The organism is Alteromonas sp. Mac1, from assembly GCF_001562125.1.
Lineage (GTDB): Bacteria > Pseudomonadota > Gammaproteobacteria > Enterobacterales > Alteromonadaceae > Alteromonas > Alteromonas stellipolaris.
Genome location: NZ_CP013932.1, coordinates 2,729,277 through 2,750,907 on the forward strand (window position 1 = coordinate 2,729,277; position 21,631 = coordinate 2,750,907).

Annotated in this window: 16 protein-coding genes; 6 read left to right on the forward strand and 10 right to left on the reverse strand. The window is 44.1% G+C overall.

The genetic code is table 11. From position 1 onward, the window contains the following. Positions 1-90: 90 nt before the first annotated feature. From glgX to malQ, 3 genes are all read right to left on the reverse strand, one after another. Positions 91-2,178, reverse strand: a complete 2,088-nt coding sequence (gene glgX, locus AV939_RS11660; protein ID WP_057791210.1) for a glycogen debranching protein GlgX — start codon at positions 2,176-2,178, stop codon at positions 91-93. An 8-nt stretch (positions 2,179-2,186) separates the two neighbouring features. Further along, positions 2,187-4,388 carry a 1,4-alpha-glucan branching protein GlgB gene (glgB, locus tag AV939_RS11665; RefSeq protein ID WP_057791208.1) on the reverse strand — a complete coding sequence of 734 codons (2,202 nt, stop codon included), beginning with the start codon at positions 4,386-4,388 and terminating at the stop codon, positions 2,187-2,189. 114 nt (positions 4,389-4,502) lie between these two features. Next, positions 4,503-6,698: a 4-alpha-glucanotransferase gene (gene malQ, locus AV939_RS11670; RefSeq protein ID WP_057791206.1), complete on the reverse strand. Its 2,196-nt coding sequence runs from the start codon at positions 6,696-6,698 to the stop codon at positions 4,503-4,505. Between the two features lie 240 nt (positions 6,699-6,938). On the opposite strand from malQ, the gene gap reads away from it, so the two are divergent. Next, complete coding sequence (gene gap, locus AV939_RS11675) at positions 6,939-7,934, forward strand: type I glyceraldehyde-3-phosphate dehydrogenase (RefSeq protein WP_057791204.1); 996 nt, start codon at positions 6,939-6,941, stop codon at positions 7,932-7,934. 191 nt (positions 7,935-8,125) lie between these two features. Then, positions 8,126-8,974, forward strand: coding sequence for a D-hexose-6-phosphate mutarotase (locus AV939_RS11680; protein ID WP_057791202.1), 849 nt, complete (start codon positions 8,126-8,128; stop codon positions 8,972-8,974). A gap of 104 nt (positions 8,975-9,078) precedes the next feature. On the opposite strand, the gene AV939_RS11685 is transcribed toward AV939_RS11680, so the two are convergent. Genes AV939_RS11685 through zwf form a run of 5 tightly spaced genes read right to left on the reverse strand, consistent with a single transcriptional unit; the run spans position 9,079 to position 14,709 of the window. Then, entirely contained in the window at positions 9,079-9,726 is a 648-nt protein-coding gene (locus AV939_RS11685; RefSeq protein ID WP_057791201.1) for a bifunctional 4-hydroxy-2-oxoglutarate aldolase/2-dehydro-3-deoxy-phosphogluconate aldolase, read from the reverse strand. 3 nt (positions 9,727-9,729) lie between these two features. Next, entirely contained in the window at positions 9,730-10,683 is a 954-nt protein-coding gene (locus AV939_RS11690) for a glucokinase (RefSeq protein ID WP_057791199.1), read from the reverse strand. Beyond that, on the reverse strand, positions 10,680-12,509 hold the full coding sequence (gene edd, locus AV939_RS11695) for a phosphogluconate dehydratase (RefSeq protein ID WP_057791197.1): 1,830 nt from the start codon (positions 12,507-12,509) through the stop codon (positions 10,680-10,682). Before edd ends, AV939_RS11690 begins: the two co-directional genes overlap by 4 nt. A gap of 9 nt (positions 12,510-12,518) precedes the next feature. Continuing rightward, positions 12,519-13,211 carry a 6-phosphogluconolactonase gene (pgl, locus tag AV939_RS11700; RefSeq protein ID WP_013783641.1) on the reverse strand — a complete coding sequence of 231 codons (693 nt, stop codon included), beginning with the start codon at positions 13,209-13,211 and terminating at the stop codon, positions 12,519-12,521. A 1-nt stretch (position 13,212) separates the two neighbouring features. After that, positions 13,213-14,709, reverse strand: a complete 1,497-nt coding sequence (gene zwf / locus AV939_RS11705; RefSeq protein WP_061997707.1) for a glucose-6-phosphate dehydrogenase — start codon at positions 14,707-14,709, stop codon at positions 13,213-13,215. A 297-nt stretch (positions 14,710-15,006) separates the two neighbouring features. Between zwf and AV939_RS11710 the strand changes: the two genes are divergently transcribed. From AV939_RS11710 to AV939_RS11725, 4 genes are all read left to right on the forward strand, one after another. Further along, positions 15,007-15,858 (forward strand): MurR/RpiR family transcriptional regulator, encoded by an 852-nt coding sequence (locus tag AV939_RS11710; protein ID WP_057791191.1) that lies wholly within the window; start codon positions 15,007-15,009, stop codon positions 15,856-15,858. A 424-nt stretch (positions 15,859-16,282) separates the two neighbouring features. Then, entirely contained in the window at positions 16,283-17,719 is a 1,437-nt protein-coding gene (gene pyk, locus AV939_RS11715) for a pyruvate kinase (RefSeq protein WP_061997708.1), read from the forward strand. 184 nt (positions 17,720-17,903) lie between these two features. Next, positions 17,904-18,788, forward strand: coding sequence for a 5'-methylthioadenosine/S-adenosylhomocysteine nucleosidase (locus tag AV939_RS11720; protein ID WP_197427675.1), 885 nt, complete (start codon positions 17,904-17,906; stop codon positions 18,786-18,788). A gap of 170 nt (positions 18,789-18,958) precedes the next feature. After that, a complete protein-coding gene (locus AV939_RS11725) occupies positions 18,959-20,011 on the forward strand; it encodes a DUF2891 domain-containing protein (protein WP_061998209.1) in 1,053 nt (350 codons plus the stop codon). Between the two features lie 43 nt (positions 20,012-20,054). Here the strand turns inward: AV939_RS11725 and AV939_RS11730 are convergent, their stop codons facing one another. Continuing rightward, on the reverse strand, positions 20,055-20,417 hold the full coding sequence (locus AV939_RS11730; RefSeq protein ID WP_231701203.1) for a hypothetical protein: 363 nt from the start codon (positions 20,415-20,417) through the stop codon (positions 20,055-20,057). A gap of 371 nt (positions 20,418-20,788) precedes the next feature. Further along, positions 20,789-21,400 (reverse strand): BON domain-containing protein, encoded by a 612-nt coding sequence (locus AV939_RS11740; protein WP_061997710.1) that lies wholly within the window; start codon positions 21,398-21,400, stop codon positions 20,789-20,791. Positions 21,401-21,631: the final 231 nt, after the last annotated feature.

The window sequence follows — 21,631 nt, forward strand, 5'->3', positions numbered from 1 at the left end:
GGGAGAGCATAATACCACCTGTACCAATAAAGAACAGCATACCGTGCCGATATCCGTTCGGTATGCTATTTTTTTCGTCAGAGGTAAAGCTTACGAGGTAAATTCGTTAAAACTAAACAAAGTAAGAGACTTACCCGCTTGTAAAAAGACCTTCTGAATACAGATTTTAGGTTGCTCGCTGAGTGAAGCGTAACGGGTATCTAAATGCAACGTCCAACCTCCTTTGGGTGACAAACTTGGCAAATTAAATCTCACGTCGTTGTCACTGGCATTTACACACATAAACCAATGCTCTGGGGTTTGCTCACCCACCGCGCAGCCTCTGATTTCTACACCAAAAGCTTTATTGTGTGCCGCGTTCCAATCTTCAGACGCTTTATCGGTGCCATCAGGTTTGAACCAATTAATTTGGCTGACATTTTTCGATAACGAGTAAGGGTCATCTTCTAGTTTTATCTCGCTTAACAAGGTAGAACCTTGTTTTAGGCGAATAACATACTGACAAAAACTAAGGAAATCTTGCTGACGCTTGTTCATTTCCCATTGCGTCCAACTAATTGGATTATCTTGGCAATAGGCGTTGTTGTTACCGTTTTGCGTTCGACTTAGCTCGTCGCCACCTAAAATATGCGGCGTGCCTTGCGAGAAAATAAGCGTGGCGAATAAATTTCGCTTCTGCCGTTCACGTAGCGCCAGTATATTTTTGTCTTGGGTTTCACCTTCAACCCCATAGTTAGCTGATAAGTTATGCCCGTGGCCATCTCGATTTTCTTCCAGGTTAGCGAGATTATGTCGGTCTGCATAACTTACTAAATCATGCAGCGTAAAACCATCGTGGTAGGTGATGTTATTCACCGATGTAGAAATATGACGGTAGCCTTTATGAAATAAGTCGCGAGACCCCATAAAGCGAGTAGCAAAATCGGCTGCTAAACCTTCATCTCCGCGCCAAAACGCCCGCGCGGTGTCTCGGTACTTATCATTCACTTCAAGCCAAGGCGTGGGGAAGTTGCCCACCTGATAGCCACCAAGACCAATGTCCCAAGGCTCGGCCAGCAATACAGTTTGCTTTAAAACAGGGTCTTGTCCGATGGCACGAATCAGACCAGCATATTTGTTGTAGGCTTGAGGCTCGCGCCCCAGGGTTACGGCCAAGTCAAAACGAAAGCCATCTACACCGATAGTGGTTGCCCAAAAACGCATAGCGTCTAAAATGAGGGTCATCATATAAGGATGAGAGGTATGCACTGTATTACCGCAGCCAGAGTGATTCGAATAAACCAACTCTCCCCGCTTAGTTTGCTCTAGCAAGTACGCTTGGTAAGGGCAGAAACCTTTATAGGACAAAATAGGGCCGCCTTTACCGCCCTCTGCCGTGTGGTTGTAAACTACATCTACAATCACCTCAAGCCCCGCTTTATGGTATTCATCAACCATATGCTTAATTTCGGCCAACGCATCTTTGTTTGCATAGCGAGGTTCAGGTGCAAAAAAGTTAACCGGGTTGTAGCCCCAATAGTTGGTTAACCCTTTTTCCGTAATGTAAGGCTCTGGCATAAACGAACACATCGGCATGAACTGAACGGTAGTAATGCCTAACGCTTTTAGGTGAGCAATAACCGCAGGGTGGCTTGCCCCAAGGTATTTGCCTCTGTGTTCTTTCGGCACATCGGGGTGTAACTTGGTTAACCCTTTCACATGCGCTTCATAAACAATACGTTTGTGTTTTAAAACGTTTACTTTGCGAATAGCACTTTCAGGGTAATCGGCGTCAGCCACCACCACACACTTAGGCACCATAAATTGCGAGTCGAATTTATATTGCCTTGCATCCCAATGAATCGGTCTACTGAGTTTTTTCGCATAAGGGTCGATAAGTAGTTTATCGGTAGGAACGCCGTGAAGTTGCCCTTCACCACGCTCTACACGGTAACCATACAGATGGCCTGCTTTTACATTGGGAAAGAAACCATGCCAAATATCGCCGCTTTTTTCAGGCAACAATATTTCTTCCATCGGCTCTTCGGTATCGTTGTGAAAAAGACATAGCGCCACTGCTTTTGCATCTGGTGCATAAACTGCAAAGTTACACCCATCATCATAGGGCGTTGCTCCTAGTGGAAACGCTTCACCCAATAAAACATGGCTTGTCTCTGTGACATTCTGTTTCGCGTCCAACGTAATTCCTATTTCGTGATGTAAAATACGGTAGATAATGGGGGTAAATTAATACTAACTGAGTGGTCTCGGTTATTCCATGCTATCGGAGTAGGCGTGACATGGCCGTCCACAGGATAATCGCTACCCCAAAATACCTGACTATCTGTATTTAGTGCAAGCGCCAACTCACCTGCCCCATCTACACCTACACGGTAATGTTCTCTAGGAATAGGCGTAAAGTTACAAATTACATATACTTTTTGCTTACCATCTAAAGACGTGCGCACAAAAGACACCACACTTTGGTCAGCATTTTCATGGTCAATCCATGCAAAACCATTATGACTGTGATCTTGTTCGTACATGGCAGGAGTGTGGGTATAAAACTGATTCAAGGCTTTATACAAGCTTTGAATACCCTTGTGCTTTTTATGTTCAAGAAGGTGCCAATCTAAGCTGGTGTCGTGGTTCCATTCTTTGCTTTGTGCAAATTCATTACCCATGAAGCTTAATTTCTTACCTGGGTGACCAAACATAAAGCCAGCATAACAACGTAAGTTAGCGGCTTGTTGCCATTCATCACCGGGCATTTTGTGTAATAAGCTACCTTTACCGTGTACCACTTCATCGTGAGATATTGGCAGTACAAAGTTCTCGTCAAACGCGTAAACCATGCTGAAAGTAATTTCGCCATGATGATAATTACGGTAAGCAGGATCTTTAGCAATATAGGTTAAAGAATCGTGCATCCAACCCATATTCCATTTAAAGCCAAAACCTAACCCGCCTTCAAACACAGGTCGTGACACTTTTGGAAAAGAAGTCGACTCTTCGGCAATAGTCATGGCATCAGGGTAGTGCTTATACACTTCTTCATTCATCCAGCGCAGCAGGCTGATAGCTTCGTAATTCTCGTTTCCACCGTCGACATTCGGTATCCATTCGCCTTCATTGCGGGAGTAGTCGAGATAAAGCATAGAGGCAACCGCATCTACTCTTAATCCATCCACATGAAACTTGTCTAACCAGAATAATGCATTGGCGACGAGAAACTGGCGAACGGTTTGCTTACCAAAATCATAGATGCACGAATTCCAATCAGGATGCCAACCGCGTCTTGGATCTTCATATTCATAAACATGGCTGCCATCAAAGCGAGCAAGACCATGGCCGTCTTCTGGGAAATGCGCAGGTACCCAATCAATAATTACCCCTAAACCAGCTTGGTGGCATTTATCGACAAAGTATTTAAAGGCATCTGGGTTACCAAAACGGCTGGTTGGCGCGAACATGCCAACCGGCTGATATCCCCACGACCCATCAAACGGAAACTCTGAAACGGGTAATAACTCAAGGTGGGTGTAGCCCATCTCTTTTGCGTAAGGAATGAGGTCTTCGGCCAACTCTTCGTAAGTTAAATAACGCTGCCCGCTGTCTGCACCAGGGCGTTTCCACGAGCCTAGGTGCACTTCGTAAATACTCATGGGGTTTGCGTATTTATTTTGTTTACGGGATGCTAGCCATGCATCGTCGTTCCATTGGTATTTTTCGTGGTCAAAAATTTTTGATGCATGAGAAGGATATTGCTCTGCGCTAAACCCTAGTGGGTCGGTTTTGTGCGGTAATTCATGCCCGTGAGCATCTTTAATTTGGTATTTGTAGCGTTCGCCTTCGCCTAAGTTTGGAACCACTAATACCCAATACCCCAGTGAGGTTTTTTCCATGGGGTGTAAGCGCCCGTCCCATTGGTTAAAGTCTCCAATTAATGAAACTGACGAGGCGTTTGGCGCGTAAACGCAAAAACGGGTGGCAGCGATTGCTTCGCCTTCATCAGGCGTAACGGTAATGAGCTGTGCACCGGCTTGGTGATACAAATTCTCTGGTTTGCTGTCGATGTAATGTACAGCATGATAAGCATTTTCAGCGAATTGATAAGGGTCACAATAGGTGTAGCTATCCGCTTTAGTGGTGATCGTCACCGAGTAAACTTGTGCGCTTTGGGATTTTGTGATTTCACCTTCAAATAAACCAGCTTCATTGAGTGGTTTCAGCATAACCTTCGGCAATGCGGTATCTGGCCAACTTATTTCGATGGATGAAGCGTCTGGACGCCATACTCGAATCTTAGTTTTACTTCCTGTTTCAATTGGCCCAAGAACGGAAAACGGCTGAGAACATGTTGCATGTTCTAATTGCTGCGCTATCTGTTTTATCCGCGTTACCTGCATCTGCTACTCCTATTAAAAACCCGCAAGAAAACGCGGGTTTACTGCCCTAATATTAGGCAAAGGCGTGCGTATTTGCACGCCAACATATTCATTTTAAAAAATGAAAACTATAACTTAAGCACCGGCTTGTTTACGTGCTTGCGTTAATTGAGCTGCCAACTCTGTTATATCATGAGTCTCGAAAATAGCCTCAACATTCCTGGTCAGCTTTCTACGCCAGTTAGGGTACTCGTTGAAAGTACCTGGAATATTCACTGGCTTGTCCATTTGTAACCAATCTTCTAACTGTAAGCTTAACAAAGCACTTGAACCGCCAGCCATATGCACTTGCATACCTTTACTAAGTTCTGCTGTCATGCCTGTAGCGTTAACATCTCTACCCACATTATCTGCTACCGAGTGATGGCCATGTAGCGAGTCTAATATAGACTGTTTATTCGCGTGACGGTCGGTATAAAGGGATTGCAGAATTTCCTCTGTAGGGTAAAGACCAATGTCTTTGCCTAACGCCAAATCTAAGCAGTGCCAGTAGCCAATAAGCGTAGGCATGTCGTGCGTGGTGAGCGTAGACATAGACTGCACAGGGTAATGGCTTGGCGAGAAGAAACCACCGTCTTCTGCTTGCTCAAAGAAGAAAACTCGGTATGAGTACACACCATTGTCTGCCAACTTACTGCGAATTTCTTCAGGCACGGTGCCTAAATCTTCGCCGATAACTAAGCTTTGGTTACGATGACTTTCGAGGGCTAAGATACCCAATAAATCATCAACCGGGTAATACACATAACCGCCCTCTTTCGCATCATCACCTTTCACTACCCACCACAAACGTAGCAGAGCCATTACGTGGTCAATACGAAGCGAGCCTGACGACGCCATATTGGCTGAAAACAAGTCGATAATAGGTTGGTAAGCTTGTTCATAAAGCTTGCGAGGATCCATTGGAGGAAGACCCCAGTTTTGCCCCAACGGCCCTAAGATATCAGGCGGAGCACCTACGCTTGCATCAGTGCAGTATAAATCTTTGTTGCCCCAAATTTCAGCGCTACCTTCACTCACCCCTACAGCAAGATCTCGATATAAACCAATTGTCATACCACAGTCAGTGGCTTTGCTGCTTGCCGCTTCTAACTGTTGCGCCGCTATCCATTGCAAGAATAGGTAGAACTTAACTTCGCTAGCATTGGCTTTTTTAAATTTCGCAACGGCGGGGTTATGGTAATCTTTGTATTCTTCAGGGAATACAGGCCATCCCCAACAGTCTTTCCCTTTCGCTTTAAGGTGAGATTGAAGCGCATCGTATACCGCTAGCATATCTAAGCTTTCACCGCCTTCGGCAACAAACGCTTTGAATGCTTTATTTTGCTTGGTATTTTTACGAAGATGACGAGTATCGTAAACATCAAACACTGCTTTTAACGCTGCCAATTTAATATGAGCGACAGCCTCATAATCTACGTGTTCTGTTTCACGGGCATGAGTCAGCGTGTTTTGGAACTCGTCAGCATTCACAACGGCCTGAACACTTTCGTCATCAAAACCTTCAATAGCAGACGCATCAATGTATAAGTAGTTTAGCCAGCGGCGAGAACTAGGACCATAAGGAGAACACGCGTCTGGATTGGCAGGATAAAGTGCATGAATAGGATTAAGCCCGATAAAATCTGCCCCTACGCCAGCTGCTTTTTCAATTAGCGTTGCAAGGTCGGTGAAATCCCCTATTCCCCAGTTTTTCTCACTACGCACACAATAAAGCTGCACGCTTAATCCCCAAATCTTTTTGCCAGCGGCAATAGGCTCTGGGGTGTAGCAGGCTTTTGGCGCAACAATAATGCGAGACTCGGCAAACTGATCATCGTCTGCACTTAACGCTATGGTGTGATAACCAAGCGGTAAGTTAAGTGGCAACGATACTACGTATTCATGGAACTCCACCTCATCGATGTGCGCCATGGTCGTCATTTCTTGGTCTACCGGTGTAAACGTATGTTTTTCAATTTTTCCGTTTTCACAGTGAACTGTAATGACATGTTCATCGTTTACAAGCTCTATAGGTAGGCGCACAACGATAACAATAGCTTCATCGCTACGAACCACTTGAACAGGGTTCAAAGGAGATAACCATACTGAGCTAATGTCGTCTATAATTTGCGACTGAATCTTTTCTTCACTGGCGGTGTCATAACCCAGCACGTTAAGTAATTTGGCTTTACTTGACTCTGCGATGGTTGCTGGTTTGCCCCATGCGTCGACGTATTGAGTCTCTATTCCACGCATTTCAACCAGTTGTTGCAGAAGATCTTGTGTCATCGTAACTTGTTCCTGTATTCCTGTGAGAGGCACGCTTGATTTGCACTAAGCAAATTTGCTTATACGTACAAAATATTAACATTATTCTAGAAACAGTCGCGCTATGAAAACTGAATACGATTGCATAAGCTGTTGTTCGTAATTTTCCAACAGTTTAGCGTTTTTGTTTTGCCAATTATGGCATTTTGATCCATACTTTACGTAATTTATTTTCATATTCAAAAATAATCGAGGTACGTCATGACAATTCGCATCGGTATTAACGGTTTTGGTCGCATTGGTCGCTTAGTAATGCGTGCGGCTGCTGCCCGTGAAGACATCGAAGTAGTTGCTATTAACGACTTATTAGATACAGATTACATTGCCTACTTGTTAAAATACGATTCGACGCACGGTTTATTCGACGGTGAAGTTAAAGTAGACAACAACGACTTAGTTGTAAATGGTAAAACTATCCGCATCACCTCTGAAAGAGATCCTTCTAACCTTAAATGGAATGAAGTAGACGTAGACGTGGTAGTTGAGTCAACAGGTCTGTTCTTAACGAAAGAAACTGCCGCTAAGCACATCGAAGCGGGTGCAAAGAAAGTGGTTATGTCTGCACCTTCTAAAGATGACACGCCTATGTTCGTTATGGGTGTTAACGATGAAAGCTACGCTGGTGAAACTATTGTTTCAAACGCATCGTGCACAACTAACTGTCTAGCGCCTCTAGCTAAAGTACTTAACGATAAGTTCGGTATTGTAGACGGCCTAATGACAACAGTTCACGCGACTACAGCTACACAGAAAACCGTTGACGGTCCTTCTATGAAAGACTGGCGCGGTGGTCGTGGCGCTGGCCAAAACATCATTCCATCGTCTACGGGGGCAGCTAAAGCAGTAGGTAAAGTTATTCCTGCGCTTAACGGCAAACTAACGGGTATGGCTTTCCGCGTTCCTACGCCAAACGTTTCAGTGGTTGACCTTACTGTTAACCTAGCTACACCAACTAGCTACGACGCTATTTGTGCGGCAATGAAAGAAGCGTCTGAAGGCGAGCTTAAAGGTATCATGAGCTACACTGAAGACGCAGTAGTATCAAATGACTTTATCGGCAACGCTAATACGTCAATCTTTGATGCAACAGCGGGTATTGCACTTACCGACACATTCGTAAAAGTTATCTCTTGGTACGACAACGAATGGGGCTATTCGAACAAAGTTCTAGACTTGGTTGCTCACATTTCTAAGTAATCGGGTGTATCAATAACGGCAACCCGGTTGCTCGGTTATTGAAGACATTGTTTGTAGATTGAAAAAAGGTGCGAATACTATTCGCACCTTTTTTGTTTTCATAGCACAATAAGCCATTATTAAATGGGAATGCGAGACCTTGTGGAAATCTCGACAACGGTACAATCAACACGTTGCTTCATGGAGGATTTATGTCAACAGAATCATTGCAAGTAAGCGAATCAAACGGATTGACGTTTTTAGAGGTAGATAACCACCTCGGTTCAGCAAAAATCAGTTTATTTGGCGGACATGTTTTATCTTTTATTCCAAAAAGAGATGGGCAGGAACGCTTATGGATGAGCCCCCATGCCTACCTTAACGGTGAACGCCCTATACGTGGTGGAATACCTGTGTGTTGGCCATGGTTTAGTGACGACCATGGCAAAGCGAAAGGTGAGCTGCCTGCCCATGGCTTTTTGCGCACACAAGTGTGGCAGTTAACATCATCAAGCGAAGATGAAACTGGCACGCATATTACGCTTACCCCATCTTTCACGCGAGCAGAAGGGTTTGAACATGACTGTGCTGTTACCCTATCAATTACTGTAGGTGACGCCCTCACCGTATCGTTAATTACAGAAAACACAGGCGTAGTACCTTTTACTTACAACTGCGCGTTACACAGTTACTTTCATGTTGATCATATTCAAGCGGTTCGCCTTGACGGTATAACCGGTGACTATAAAGATAAACTGGATGACTGGGCGATAAAACCCACACCTGAAAATTATACTTTTACCGGTGAAACCGACCGTATTCATATGAGCGCGGTAGAAAAGGCATCTATTGTGGTAAACGATACCTCTTTTACCGATGTTGGCTCAAAAGGCCACGACTCGTTGGTGGTATGGAACCCTTGGCAAGGCGCTGCGTCAATTTCTGATATGGATCCGTTTGGTTATAAACATATGGTGTGTGTAGAGTCGTCTATCACTAAGGGCAAGACACTACAGCCAAGTGAATCTCACGCTATGGTGCAAACGATAACGCCTGTGTAATGCGGTAGCGAGCCCTTTAGCCGCTTGCGGTGTGCTTGATAATCTTAAATAAAAAAAGCCCCGATAATCAGTCACTATTATCGGGGCTTTTTACTATCTTTTTATTAGCTAATCTTGGCACCCGCAACCGCTTCTTTAGCAAGTTGCGTAATACGATCCCAATCTCCAGACTCAATGGCATCATCTGGTGCTAACCAAGAACCACCAACACAAACAACATTCTTAAGGGCTAGGTAATCGTTGTAATTACCTGGGCCAATGCCGCCAGTTGGGCAGAATGTAAATTCAGGGAATGGGCCACTGATCGCTTTAATCGCTTTCACACCACCAGACGCTTCGGCTGGGAAAAATTTCATATGGGTGTAACCCGCATCTTTCCCTTTCATCAGTTCAGACGTTGAAGAAATACCTGGGATAAGTGGAATTTCTGCTTCCATACCCGCTTTTAGCAAATCAGCTGTCATACCAGGGCTAATTGCAAATTTGGCACCCGCCTCAATAACCGCTTTAAGCTGCTGTGCATTTGTTACCGTTCCAGCACCAATAAGAGAATCAGGCACTTCATCTGCAATACGCTTAATTACGTCAATTGCAGCTGGCGTACGAAGGGTTACTTCCAATACTTTAATACCACCGGCCATAAGTGCTTTTGCTAGCGGAACTGCCTTTTCCACATCGTTGATAACCAATACAGGTACAACAGGGCCAGCAGCAAAGATATCAGCTGGCGAATATTTCCATTTACTTGTCATAAATCAGCTCGCAGTATGTTGTTGAAGATAAGCAGCTGCACCTAATAAGCCGTGATCAGGCTCTGCTATCAAATAAGTAGGAATATCTTTCACATAGTGCTTCATCTGCCCTTTTGCTTCGAAACGGGCTCTAAAGTCACTATTTTGAATGAATTCAGGGAAACGGTTTGCTATACCACCGCCGATAAAAATGCCACCTGTTGTGGCCATATTCAACGCCAAATTACCGGCAAAGCTGCCCATAATTCTGCAGAACTGCGTTAAAGTGGCAGCAGCAATATCACAGGTACCCGCTAATGCGGCTTCTGTAATTTGAGCAGGTTCAGCGAATGTAGCTTCTTTGCCTGCATCTTGTGCTAGTGCGGTATAAATATTATGTAATCCCCTGCCAGACATTACTTCTTCAGCCGAAGCACGGCCGAAACTTTTTTGCAGGTGACGCCATACCACAATATCGGTTTCATCGACAGGAGAGAAGTCAACATGACCGCCCTCGCCGTCTAGGGTTTGCCACCCAGTAGAGGTCATCGTGATATGCTCTACACCCAAGCCAGTACCTGGACCAAATACCGCAATGTTACCACCGGCTTTCGCCGTTCCATCACCAATTTGAACAACTTGTGAGTCATTCAGAACCGGTAATGAATGTGCCACTGCGGTAAAGTCGTTGATCACAAACAATGAGTCTAACTTTAACTGCGAGCGTAGCGCATTTTGCGAAAACGCCCAGCTATGGTTAGTCATCACTACTTGGTCGCCCAATACTGGACAGGCAATACCAATACACCCTTCGGTGAATTGGTATTCAGGCATATCACTAAAATACTGTGAAATTGCCAAGTCGATACTAGCAAAATCATTACACATGTATTTCTTTATATCGGTTACGCCTGTTTCGGTAACCCGAGCAACGCGAATGTTAGTGCCCCCTACATCGGCCACAAACTTCTGGCTCATAGCGCCTGCTCCTGGTTGTAGAACAACGAGCATGCACCTTCTTCAGCGCCGGTAAGGATGGCACGCATGCCGCCAAACATTTCACGACCCATACCAATATGGTGGTGACCAATATCAGCAGGTTTCGCTTCACGGGCTTCAAGGGTAGCTTCATCGACGTGCAAGGTTAATGCGCCTGTTTCTGTATTTAGTTCAATCAAGTCACCCGCTTCAACTTTGGCAAGCAAGCCGCCTTTATAGGCTTCTGGGGTTACATGGATTGCCGCTGGTACTTTACCTGATGCACCTGACATACGACCGTCAGTGACCAAGGCTACTTTGAAGCCTTTGTCTTGTAACACGCCAAGAGGCGGTGTTAAGCGATGCAGTTCTGGCATACCAATAGCCGAAGGCCCTTGGAAACGAACGACAACAATACAATCTTTGTCCAAGTCGCCCGCTTTAAATGCAGCGTCTAAGTCGAACTGGTCTTCAAACACAACCGCTGGCGCTTTAATGGTGCAATGAGGGGTGCGAAGCGCTGATGTTTTAATCACACCGCGACCAAGGTTCCCTTCTAGTACACTTAAGCCGCCATCTGGTTTAAATGGTGTTTCTACCGTGGCTAGTACTTCTTTGTCTAACGACTCAGTAGGACCGTCACGCCATTCAAGCTCACCGTCTTTCAACATTGGCTCTTTGGTGTAGAAATCTAGCCCTTCACCACAAATGGTATTAACGTCATTATGCAATAACCCAGCATCAAGCAATTGCTTGATAAGCAATGACATACCGCCAGCAGCAACAAAGTGGTTGATATCGGCAGAGCCGTTTGGATAAATACGAGTAAGCAAAGGCACAGCATTAGAAATATCTGAGAAATCATCCCAGTTAATGATGAAACCAGCTGAACGAGCAACGGCAATTAAGTGCATAGTGTGGTTAGTAGAACCACCGGTTGCTAGCAAGCCAACTAGGCCATTTACAATAGCTTTAGCGTCAACAATGTTACCGATTGGGCGGTATGTATCGCCTAAGTCAGTAATACGTGTCGCTTGAATTGAAGCCGCTTTCGTCAGGGCATCACGAAGCTCTGTACCTGGGTTTACAAACGAAGAGCCCGGTAAATGAAGGCCCATCATCTCTACCACTAATTGGTTAGAGTTTGCGGTACCGTAGAAAGTACATGTACCAGCAGAATGATAAGACTGAGATTCAGCTTCAAGTAGCGCATCACGGCCTACTTTGCCTTCTGCGTATTCTTGACGAACACGGGCTTTTTCTTTATTCGGTAAGCCTGAAGGCATAGGGCCGGCTGGCACAAATACTGTCGGTAAGTGACCAAAGCTTAATGCACCCATTAATAATCCAGGTACGATTTTATCGCAAATACCTAACATAAGGGTGGAGTCGAACATATTGTGCGACAAAGCAATAGCAGCACCTTGGGCAATGTTGTCACGACTCATTAAGCTCAAATCCATACCGGTTTGACCTTGCGTAACACCATCACACATAGCCGGAACACCGCCAGCAAACTGAGCCACACTGCCTACACTTTTAACTGCATCGCGAATAATCGCAGGATACGTTTCGTATGGCTGGTGCGCTGAAAGCATGTCGTTGTAAGCAGATACAATCGCTACGTTTGCTTTAGTCATCGAGCGTAGATCAGATTTATCTTCTGTTCCACACGCTGCAAAACCGTGCGCTAGGTTTCCGCACGACAGCACACCGCGGTGAGGACCTTGGCGGCGTGCGTGTTCAATTTTTTCTAAGTATGCCTTACGGCTGTCTTTGCTACGCTCTATTATACGCTGCGTAACTTCTGCAATTCTTGAATCCATCATTGTCTCCTAGGGCGCCCACATCAAGGTTACCGGGGCTCTGTTTACCACGGCCGTGATGGGCTTTTGCGCTTCGGTAGCATTATCCAGTGCATCAAGCAGTACCTGCTTTTTCTTATCACCGGTTAAATGCAGAAAAATATGTCGACTGTTTAGCAACGCCGGCAACGTAAGTGAAATACGTTGATGGGGTGCAGTTGTAGGTTGTACAGCAATACATGTGCGGCCACTGTTCATGCTTAAGCCATCATTGACTTGTTCTGAACAGGGGAATAGCGATGCGGTATGACCGTCTTCACCCATGCCTAAAATAAGCGCATCAAAAGGCTGGGACATACTTGCAATCGCTTTTTCAGCAGCATTTACGCCTTCACTAGCGTCAGCAACATCGCTTTTTAATTCAACGAAATGCGCTGCACTGGCTTTATTTTGAATAAGATTCGCTTTTACTAAGCTGGTGTTACTGGCTTCATGACCTTCTTCCACCCAACGTTCATCAGCAAGGGTAATATCTACCTTGTCCCACTCTATGTCGGTTTCGCTCAACTGCTTAAAAAGTGCAAGAGGCGTTCTGCCGCCACTCACCACAAGCGAAGCACGCCCGCGGGTTTTAATACCAGTTTTAAGAATGCTAACCAAGTCTTCAGCAAATGCTGAGGTAAGCGCATCGGGTGTATCAAATGAAAGGGTTGTTAAAGCCATATTATTTCTTCTTCTTTACCGTTTTGCTTTCGTACCAACTGCGATTCGCTCGTGCCAAAAGGCCAATTGAATCTACCGGTCCCCACGTACCAGCCTGATAAGGCTCTGGTGGTTCATTAGACGATTTCCATGCTTCAAGAATTGAATCAACCCATGTCCAGGCTTGTTCAATTTCATCACGGCGAACGAACAGCGCCTGGTTGCCTAGCATTACTTCAAGAAGCAGCTTTTCGTAGGCATCAGGAATACGATCGTCGGCAAAGGCTTCAGAGAAGCTCAAGTTCAACTTAGATTTTTGTAAATCCATAGACCCAGAGCTGGTTAAGCCAGGGACTTTGTTCATTACAGTAATTTCAACGCCTTCATCAGGCTGAAGTCGAATTACCAATTTGTTCGGTGGCAAGTTCTTAAAGCTGTCGCCAAACAAGTTGTGTGGCTGACGCTTGAAGTAGATAACCACTTCACTGACTTTCGACGGCATACGTTTACCCGTACGAAGGTAGAACGGAACACCCGCCCAACGCCAGTTATCAATCTCTGCTTTTATTGCAATGAAGGTTTCCGTTCTACTTTGGGTGTTAGCACCCTCTTCTTCCAAGTAGCCTGGAACTTCTTCACCTTTAACAAAACCTGCGGTGTACTGACCACGAACCGTGCTATCGCTAATGTTCGATGAGTTAATAGGGCGCAGTGCTTTAAGTACTTTAAGCTTTTCATCACGAATGCTGTCTGCATCTAGTGTCGTTGGTGGCTCCATGGCCACTAAGCTTAAAATTTGAAGTAAGTGGTTTTGCACCATGTCGCGCATTTGACCCGCATCGTCAAAATAACCCCAACGCCCTTCAATACCAACTGATTCCGCTACTGATATTTGAACATGGTCAATACAGTTGTGATCCCAGTTGGTCGCAAAGATAGAGTTAGCAAAGCGAAGTGCAACAAGGTTAAGTACTGTTTCTTTACCTAGGTAATGATCGATACGGTAAATTTGTTTCTCGTCGAAGTACTCAGCAACCTGCTCGTTAATCACTTTTGACGATTCAAGATCGTGACCAATCGGCTTTTCAAGTACAACACGTACACTTGAATCGATAATTTTGCAGCCGTGAAGACCACGACAAATATCACCATAGATAGAAGGCGGTGTTGCTAAATAACACACCATGGTGCGCGCTGGGTCAACATGATCTTCTAAAACGCAGTAGCTACCGATATCTTTCATATCGACGCATGCATAATGAAGACGGCCCTTCATACGCTCCCATGTTTCTTCACAAAGCTCTTTATCGCCAAACTTTACTAAGTTTGCATGCACTTCGGCGATATAGTCTTCTAATTCCATTTCATGGCGGGCTACACCAACAATGGTTGTATCTGGATGAATGAGCTCTGCTTTTTCAAGCTGATATAAAGACGGCAGTAATTTGCGTCGTGAAAGATCACCCAGTGTGCCAAATAGCACGAAATCACAGGGTTCGTAGGAATTTTCCAATACCATTTTCGTCGACCTTTTAAATGTATGTGTGAAACTAACGTGAGGTAGACGTACCTTCTAACGCCATCCACGTGTTATTAGCATATAGTTAACACCAAATGTAGTAAAATTACAACTTTTGGAAACTATTGAATCTCATTTCTATATATTAACGGGTTAGTACCCTATCCAGACCCACTTTGTTCCCCGCAAGTGATAAAAAATGTCAAAAAATTACATTTTTCTTGTCACTTCCGTCACATTGGGTACTATGAGTCGGGTAACCTACATCAATTTTCCCTTACTAATTGCTATTTCTGTATGAATATTTTAGAAAAAATTACACAAAATAAAGCGTCATTCAGCAAATCAGAACGAAAAGTAGCTGATGTGATCCTTGCGAATCCGCAAACAGCTATTCACTCGAGTATAGCAACCTTGGCTAAAATGTCGGATGTTAGTGAGCCGACAGTTAATCGCTTTTGTCGACGTTTAGACACTAAAGGCTTTCCAGACTTTAAACTTCATTTAGCACAAAGTCTCGCAAATGGAACGCCTTACGTAAACCGTCATGTTGATGAAAATGATGGGCCAGCAGATTATACCAACAAAATCTTCGAATCGACCATGGCTTCTCTTGAAGTTGCACGACAGTCTGTAGACGTGCAAGTGGTTAATCGCGTTGTAGATTTGTTAACTCAAGCACAGAAGATTTCGTTTTTTGGGCTTGGCGCATCAGCCTCTGTGGCCCACGATGCATTAAACAAATTTTTCCGTTTCAATGTGCCTGTTGTCTACTTTGAAGACATTTTGATGCAGCGTATGAGTTGCATGAATTGTTCGACTGGCGATGTTGTGGTGCTTATTTCACATACGGGTCGCACCAAAAGCTTGGTAGAGATTGCACAAATTGCCCGCATGAACGATGCAACGGTAGTGGGTATAACTTCAGCCGACAGTCCATTGTCGCATGAATGTACTTACGTACTATCTCTTGAGGTACCGGAAGATACCGATATGTATATGCCAATGGCATCACGTATTGCGCAGCTTACGCTTATCGACGTACTTGCTACAGGGTTCACATTACGCCGCGGTAACAAATTCAGAGAGAACTTAAAACGGGTGAAAGACACCCTGCGCGGTTCGCGTTACGAAAAGCGCAACGAATAAGCACTTCTCTTTAACGCATTCGAGTTAGCCTATCTTTATGTTCTGCTACATTCTGCGGAGCCTAACTCGGATTCGTTACATTTTATGAACGTCGCTAAGCGACTAGCTTCCTACCCTATTCGGTAATTAACCACATTTTCTTCCCATACCTGCTACCCTAGTTAAGTGGAAAAAGCTTAACTATTGATTATTTAAAATACAGAAAAGGCAGTGAATGGCATTAGCACTCTTTATTGAGATAAATGACGTAACTGGTCGGCTCAGTTCCCATTTCTTCATCTTTCATTCACATTTATGTCAGATTCATCTACTATTCTGTAATAAAATTACGTAAAGCGATTACAGGTTAACCTTTGTACAAATTACACAGGTAAGCCATATATCTATTTGTGCTACATCACTTAAAAATTGCGACGGACTCCTAATGACCAGAAGAACGAAAATTCTTGCAACGCTTGGCCCTGCCACTGATTCACTCGAAAAAATTCAAGAACTAATTGCCGCCGGTGCAAACACGGTTCGTATGAACTTTTCACACGGACAAGCAGAAGATCATATCGAGCGTGCGAAACGCGTAAGAGAAGCGGCTAAAAACTTAGGTAAGTACGTTGCCATTTTAGGCGATTTACAAGGGCCAAAAATTCGTGTTGCACGTTTTGTTGAAGGCGCGGTTAAATTGTCTATCGGCGATAGTTTCACGCTTGATGCTGAACTAGACCGGGATGCTGGTGATGCTAAGCAAGTTGGTATTGACTATAAAGCGCTACCTGATGACGTCAGTGCTGGCGATATTCTATTACTTGATGATGGTCGTATTCAACTTAAAGTCACCGGCGTAGAAGGCCGTAAAGTGCTAACAGAAGTGACTGTTGGCGGTAAATTATCAAACAATAAAGGCATTAACCGTCAAGGCGGGGGCTTATCTGCTGAAGCCCTTACTGAAAAAGATAAGAAAGACATTATCACAGCGGCTGAGATTGGTGTTGATTACCTTGCGGTTTCATTCCCTCGTAGTGGTGAAGATCTTAATTACGCAAGAAAGCTAGCTGAAGAAGCAGGTTGTTATGCGAAAATTTGTGCCAAAGTAGAGCGTGCTGAAACCGTAGCCACCGATGAAGCTATTACTGACATTATCAGTGCTTCAGACGCGGTAATGGTTGCACGTGGTGACCTAGGTGTTGAAATTGGTGATGCCGAGCTAGTCGGTGTTCAGAAAAAGCTGATTGCCCGTTCACGCCAGCTAAACAAAATCGTTATTACCGCAACGCAAATGATGGAATCGATGATTGATAGCCCTATGCCTACCCGCGCAGAGGTTATGGACGTTGCTAACGCAGTACTAGATGGCACAGATGCGGTTATGCTTTCTGCTGAAACAGCGGCAGGTAGTTTCCCAATTGAAACTGTTCAAGCGATGGCTCGTGTGTGTGAAGGTGCTGAGACACACCCTAGCGTAAAAATTTCAAAGCACCGCATGGATGAGCTTTTCTCATCTACCAGCGAATCAATTGCGTTGTCAGCGGTATACGCAGCGAACCACCTACCAAGCGTAAAAGCGATTGTAGGACTAACTGAAAGCGGCAACACGCCTAAGTTGATGTCGCGTATTACTACCTCATTACCTATCATCGCGATGTCTCGTCATGAAGGCACACTAAATACTATGGCATTGTTCCGTGGTGTTAAGCCTGTTTATTTCGATTCATCGAAAAGCGAACCAGGTCAGTTAAAGTATGATGTAGTGGCAGCACTTAAAGCCAAAGGTTTAGTGCAAAGTGGCGACAACATCATTTTGACTTACGGTGATGAAATGGAAAAAATTGGTGCAACTAATACCCTTAAGATTGTTGAAGTAGAATAACATTATTCGTACTTAACACTTTTTTAAGGCAGCCAGTGGCTGCCTTTTTTTATGCGTATTCATCATTCTACTTCACCCGCACCTACCGCCTATTCACATTGTAATTTAGATACTGAACTGGTAGAAATGAAGGGCGTCTTTTACTTGCAGTTTTACTGACCACTCATACTTTAACGGAATAACAATGAAAATAATGGCACCACTTTTTTCCGCGCTTTTTGCGCTATTTAGCGTTCACACCATGGCTGAATCTTCCATGAAAAGCGTAACAGTAGCCTCTTCTAAAACCCCATTAGCGCCAATCATGATTCAAGGGCCAATGCCAATTGAAGCAGAATACTTTGCGTCACTATTAACCGACGTACGTGTTGAGCATTCAGGTAACGCTACCTTCTATTTAGGAAGACTAAATGGCCACCCTATCGTGGTGGCAAAAACAGGAAAAGGTTTAGAGAATACGGCTGCGGCAACGGCTATAGGCATAAGCCGTTACCAGCCAAGAATCATCATTAACCAAGGCACATCAGGCGGTCACGATCCTAAACTTAACGTCGGCGATATCGTATTGGGCGAAAAAAGCGTTAATGCGAGTAACTTCAAGACCCCAAAACTAGAAGCAGGTGAAGGTTCTCGCCCTCTGACTTGGATCCCTATGGATTTAATGGCGTCAGAAGGCAGTGCCGGCGAAGGTGACAGTGCAACAGATGCTGAAAAGATTCGCTTTTATGCGGGTGACGAAACCTTACTTGAACTCGCCATGTCGTTAAGTAAGGAACACAAAACTGGAAACGTTGTGAAAGGCACTATTGGTAGCGGTAATTTTTGGAACAACGAAATTGATCGCATTACGTGGCTCCACAAAAATCTAGGTACCAGTGTAGAGGAAATGGAGTCTGCATCGGCAGCGCAAATTGCCCATGCTTATGGCGTACCTTTTCTTGGTATTCGTATTCTATCTAACAATATTACCAATCACGGTAAATATAACCCTGAAACAGCAGAAGCTTGCCAAGTCTTCGTTAAAACCGTTGTTGAAGCCTATATCGCATCGTTGCCTAAGCCTTTATAAGCGTCTTGAAAGCGCCTTGGAAAATAGTCCCATTCTTGCCGCCAAGTTATTTTACCCTTACAGCAAATAACTTGGCACTTTCATTCTTAAAACACATTGGCATTTACCTTATGAAATTGACCATGCTTTGTAAGCTTACACTACTGCTCACCCTAGTCTCACCATCACTAATGGCGAACAACGCCGACTCTAATGCATCATCGAGTGACTTAACGGTTGCAAACCGCTTTGCCCAACTCGCATTAGCCTGTGTTCATAAAGAGTACCCAAACATCATTAAACACATGATGACAGGGCCAGAGCACGTTAAGCCGCCTAAACAGCTATATCCTGCGTTTTACGGCTGCTTTGATTGGCACTCGTCTGTACATGGGCATTGGTTATTAACCCGTATTGCAAACCAATATCCAGAAACGCCTCACTACCAAGATATTATAAAACACCTCGATATAAGTTTTACCGAAGAGAATATCGCTGGTGAAGTCGCTTACTTTAACCGTGAGGGTACTGGCACAAGCTTTGAACGTCCTTATGGACTTGCCTGGTTTTTACAATTAACCAGTGAACTACGTGAATGGAATTCACCTGAAGCTAAAAGATGGCTAACCACCCTACTCCCACTTGAGCAGAAAATCGTGGCCAACGTAACAGATTGGCTTCCTAAACTGTCGTTTCCAATTCGTGTGGGCGAACACAGTCAAACCGCGTTTGCATTCGGCCTTATGTTAGATTGGAGCCGAACGGCTGGTGATGCTGCATTTGAAAATTTGCTCACTAAAACCATCACCAGGCTATACGTAGATGATGTGAATTGCCCACTGGCTTATGAACCATCAGGGCAAGATTTCTTATCACCCTGTATTGCCGAGGCCGATTTGATGCGCCGAGTGTATTCAAGCGAGAATTATGCAACGTGGCTATCTACTTTTTTACCCAGCATTCCAACTGATGGTAATGCCTCTTGGATAACCATAGCGACGGTAGTGGATAAAAGTGACGGTAAACTTGCGCATTTAGATGGCTTAAATTTGAGTCGTGCTTGGATGCTTGAAGGTATCGCTTCAGCATTGCCTTCAGATGATGAACGTGTAGCAGCAATAGATAGTGCAGCACGTGCACATAAGGCAGCGGGGGTAAATTCTGTTATAAACGATATGCATTACATGGGGAGTCATTGGCTTGGCAGCTTTGCTACCTATTTAGAAACCCAACGTGGACTTTAAACCGCTGACGAAAGCTAAATTACATGATAGAGAGTTGGCGAGCTTAAATGCTCGCAAACTCAGTTGTTGTTGCAGTAAACTGTGTCTGGTGGTGAACTAAGATATTCTTTGCGCGTTCAATCAAATCATCACGCTTGAATGTCCAATTGCGCAGATCTGCCTGCTTTGCTTCTGCAAGGTAAAACTCGATACGTGTTTTACGCAATAAATCACGCTTTTGAGATACATCGAATTCGGTTTGTGCAAGAACACGTTCAATCTTTACGATAGAGGCGTGATGAGCCTTGTTTGAATCATCAGCGTTTGCTTTACCTACATAAGCCATGTTATTCGTTAACACGCCTGCAAGCACAATCAGCAGAGAAATTAACACGCCTGAAACTAACCAATTTAATACTTTCATCATTTACTTCCTTTTATACCTAACTTGCGATTATCCATGTAAGAACACGATGGTTCTAAATGACTACTGCACGTTGCAAATCAAAGAATCACTTGCATACTGTATTGCACATTGTGTTCCAAATTTCGTACTGCTATCTAATTACGGCGCAGAGTATACGCAGCAATGGATAGGAAGAAAACCCGACAAAGGTTGTAAGACAAAAGTTGTAAAGTGGATGGGAAAATACTACATGTTGCTGCGAAAAAACGGGATATCGAAAAAAGAGGCTAATAACGCATTTCTACTTAATACAGGATGTTATTGTAGAAATATCCGTTAGACAAACATAAAAAAGGGGCCAATTTGGCCCCTTTCATTTCACTAATAACTGCTTAGTTTTTCATTGCTGTTTCGGTAATAACTTGCAAATTGTCTTCAACGTTTTTCACATCTGAAGCGTTTTTGGCTATTTCAACAGCAAGCTGACGCTCGGCATCCGAGTCTACGTTACCTGTTAATGTAACGTTACCTGCTTCAACATCTACATCAATATCGAAGCCAGAGATATCGCTATCCATTAATAGGCGAGTTTTAATTACGGTAGCAATTTTGGCATCTGTTAGCGTACCCGTTTGCTCATCGTATTCTGATTCAGCGTCATCTGACATGTCGCTTGCCATTTTATCCATATCTTTCTCTTCAATAACAGAAAGTTGGTTGTCTACTGACATAACACCGTCAATATTTGAAACTAGCTCTTCCGCTAATTTCTTATCAACTGAATGATCTACTTTACCTGTTAGAACAACATTTCCGTTGTTTACATCTGTATTGATATCGAATGAATCAAGGTTGCCGTTGAATAGTAATGTTGCTTCGGCCTTGCCGTCTATCCACGCATCCTTAGCGCCTTTTTCCCATTTGTTATCTGTCTCCATGTCACCAGCAAAAGCTGCAGTTGTCATCGAGGTCGCTACAAGTATAGAAAGTAATGTACGTTTCATAACAGTTCTCCTTTGTTGAAACTCCCAATAACTAATGCGAAACTCGAGCCAACATAGCAAACAACTGATTTATAACAAGTTACCCTACTTTCATCCTAGTTATCACTTGTTAACATCTCTGCAAACTTTTCGGCCTATGAGCATTTTTTACCTACAATTTGCCTAACCGGAACGAAAATTGAATATTCATTGACCAACATACTTATTATCAATCGAACAATAGCCGAGTTT

Bases quoted from the DNA above. Each gene is read 5' to 3' on its own strand.
- glgB (WP_057791208.1), bottom strand. From the start codon at position 4,388: ATGCAGGTAACGCGGATAAAACAGATAGCGCAGCAATTAGAACATGCA.
- malQ (WP_057791206.1), bottom strand. From the start codon at position 6,698: ATGACACAAGATCTTCTGCAACAACTGGTTGAAATGCGTGGAATAGAG.
- gap (WP_057791204.1), top strand. From the start codon at position 6,939: ATGACAATTCGCATCGGTATTAACGGTTTTGGTCGCATTGGTCGCTTA.
- AV939_RS11680 (WP_057791202.1), top strand. From the start codon at position 8,126: ATGTCAACAGAATCATTGCAAGTAAGCGAATCAAACGGATTGACGTTT.
- AV939_RS11685 (WP_057791201.1), bottom strand. From the start codon at position 9,726: ATGACAAGTAAATGGAAATATTCGCCAGCTGATATCTTTGCTGCTGGC.
- AV939_RS11690 (WP_057791199.1), bottom strand. From the start codon at position 10,683: ATGAGCCAGAAGTTTGTGGCCGATGTAGGGGGCACTAACATTCGCGTT.
- edd (WP_057791197.1), bottom strand. From the start codon at position 12,509: ATGGATTCAAGAATTGCAGAAGTTACGCAGCGTATAATAGAGCGTAGC.
- pgl (WP_013783641.1), bottom strand. From the start codon at position 13,211: ATGGCTTTAACAACCCTTTCATTTGATACACCCGATGCGCTTACCTCA.
- zwf (WP_061997707.1), bottom strand. From the start codon at position 14,709: ATGGTATTGGAAAATTCCTACGAACCCTGTGATTTCGTGCTATTTGGC.
- AV939_RS11710 (WP_057791191.1), top strand. From the start codon at position 15,007: ATGAATATTTTAGAAAAAATTACACAAAATAAAGCGTCATTCAGCAAA.
- pyk (WP_061997708.1), top strand. From the start codon at position 16,283: ATGACCAGAAGAACGAAAATTCTTGCAACGCTTGGCCCTGCCACTGAT.
- AV939_RS11720 (WP_197427675.1), top strand. From the start codon at position 17,904: ATGAAAATAATGGCACCACTTTTTTCCGCGCTTTTTGCGCTATTTAGC.
- AV939_RS11725 (WP_061998209.1), top strand. From the start codon at position 18,959: ATGGCGAACAACGCCGACTCTAATGCATCATCGAGTGACTTAACGGTT.
- AV939_RS11730 (WP_231701203.1), bottom strand. From the start codon at position 20,417: ATGATGAAAGTATTAAATTGGTTAGTTTCAGGCGTGTTAATTTCTCTG.
- AV939_RS11740 (WP_061997710.1), bottom strand. From the start codon at position 21,400: ATGAAACGTACATTACTTTCTATACTTGTAGCGACCTCGATGACAACT.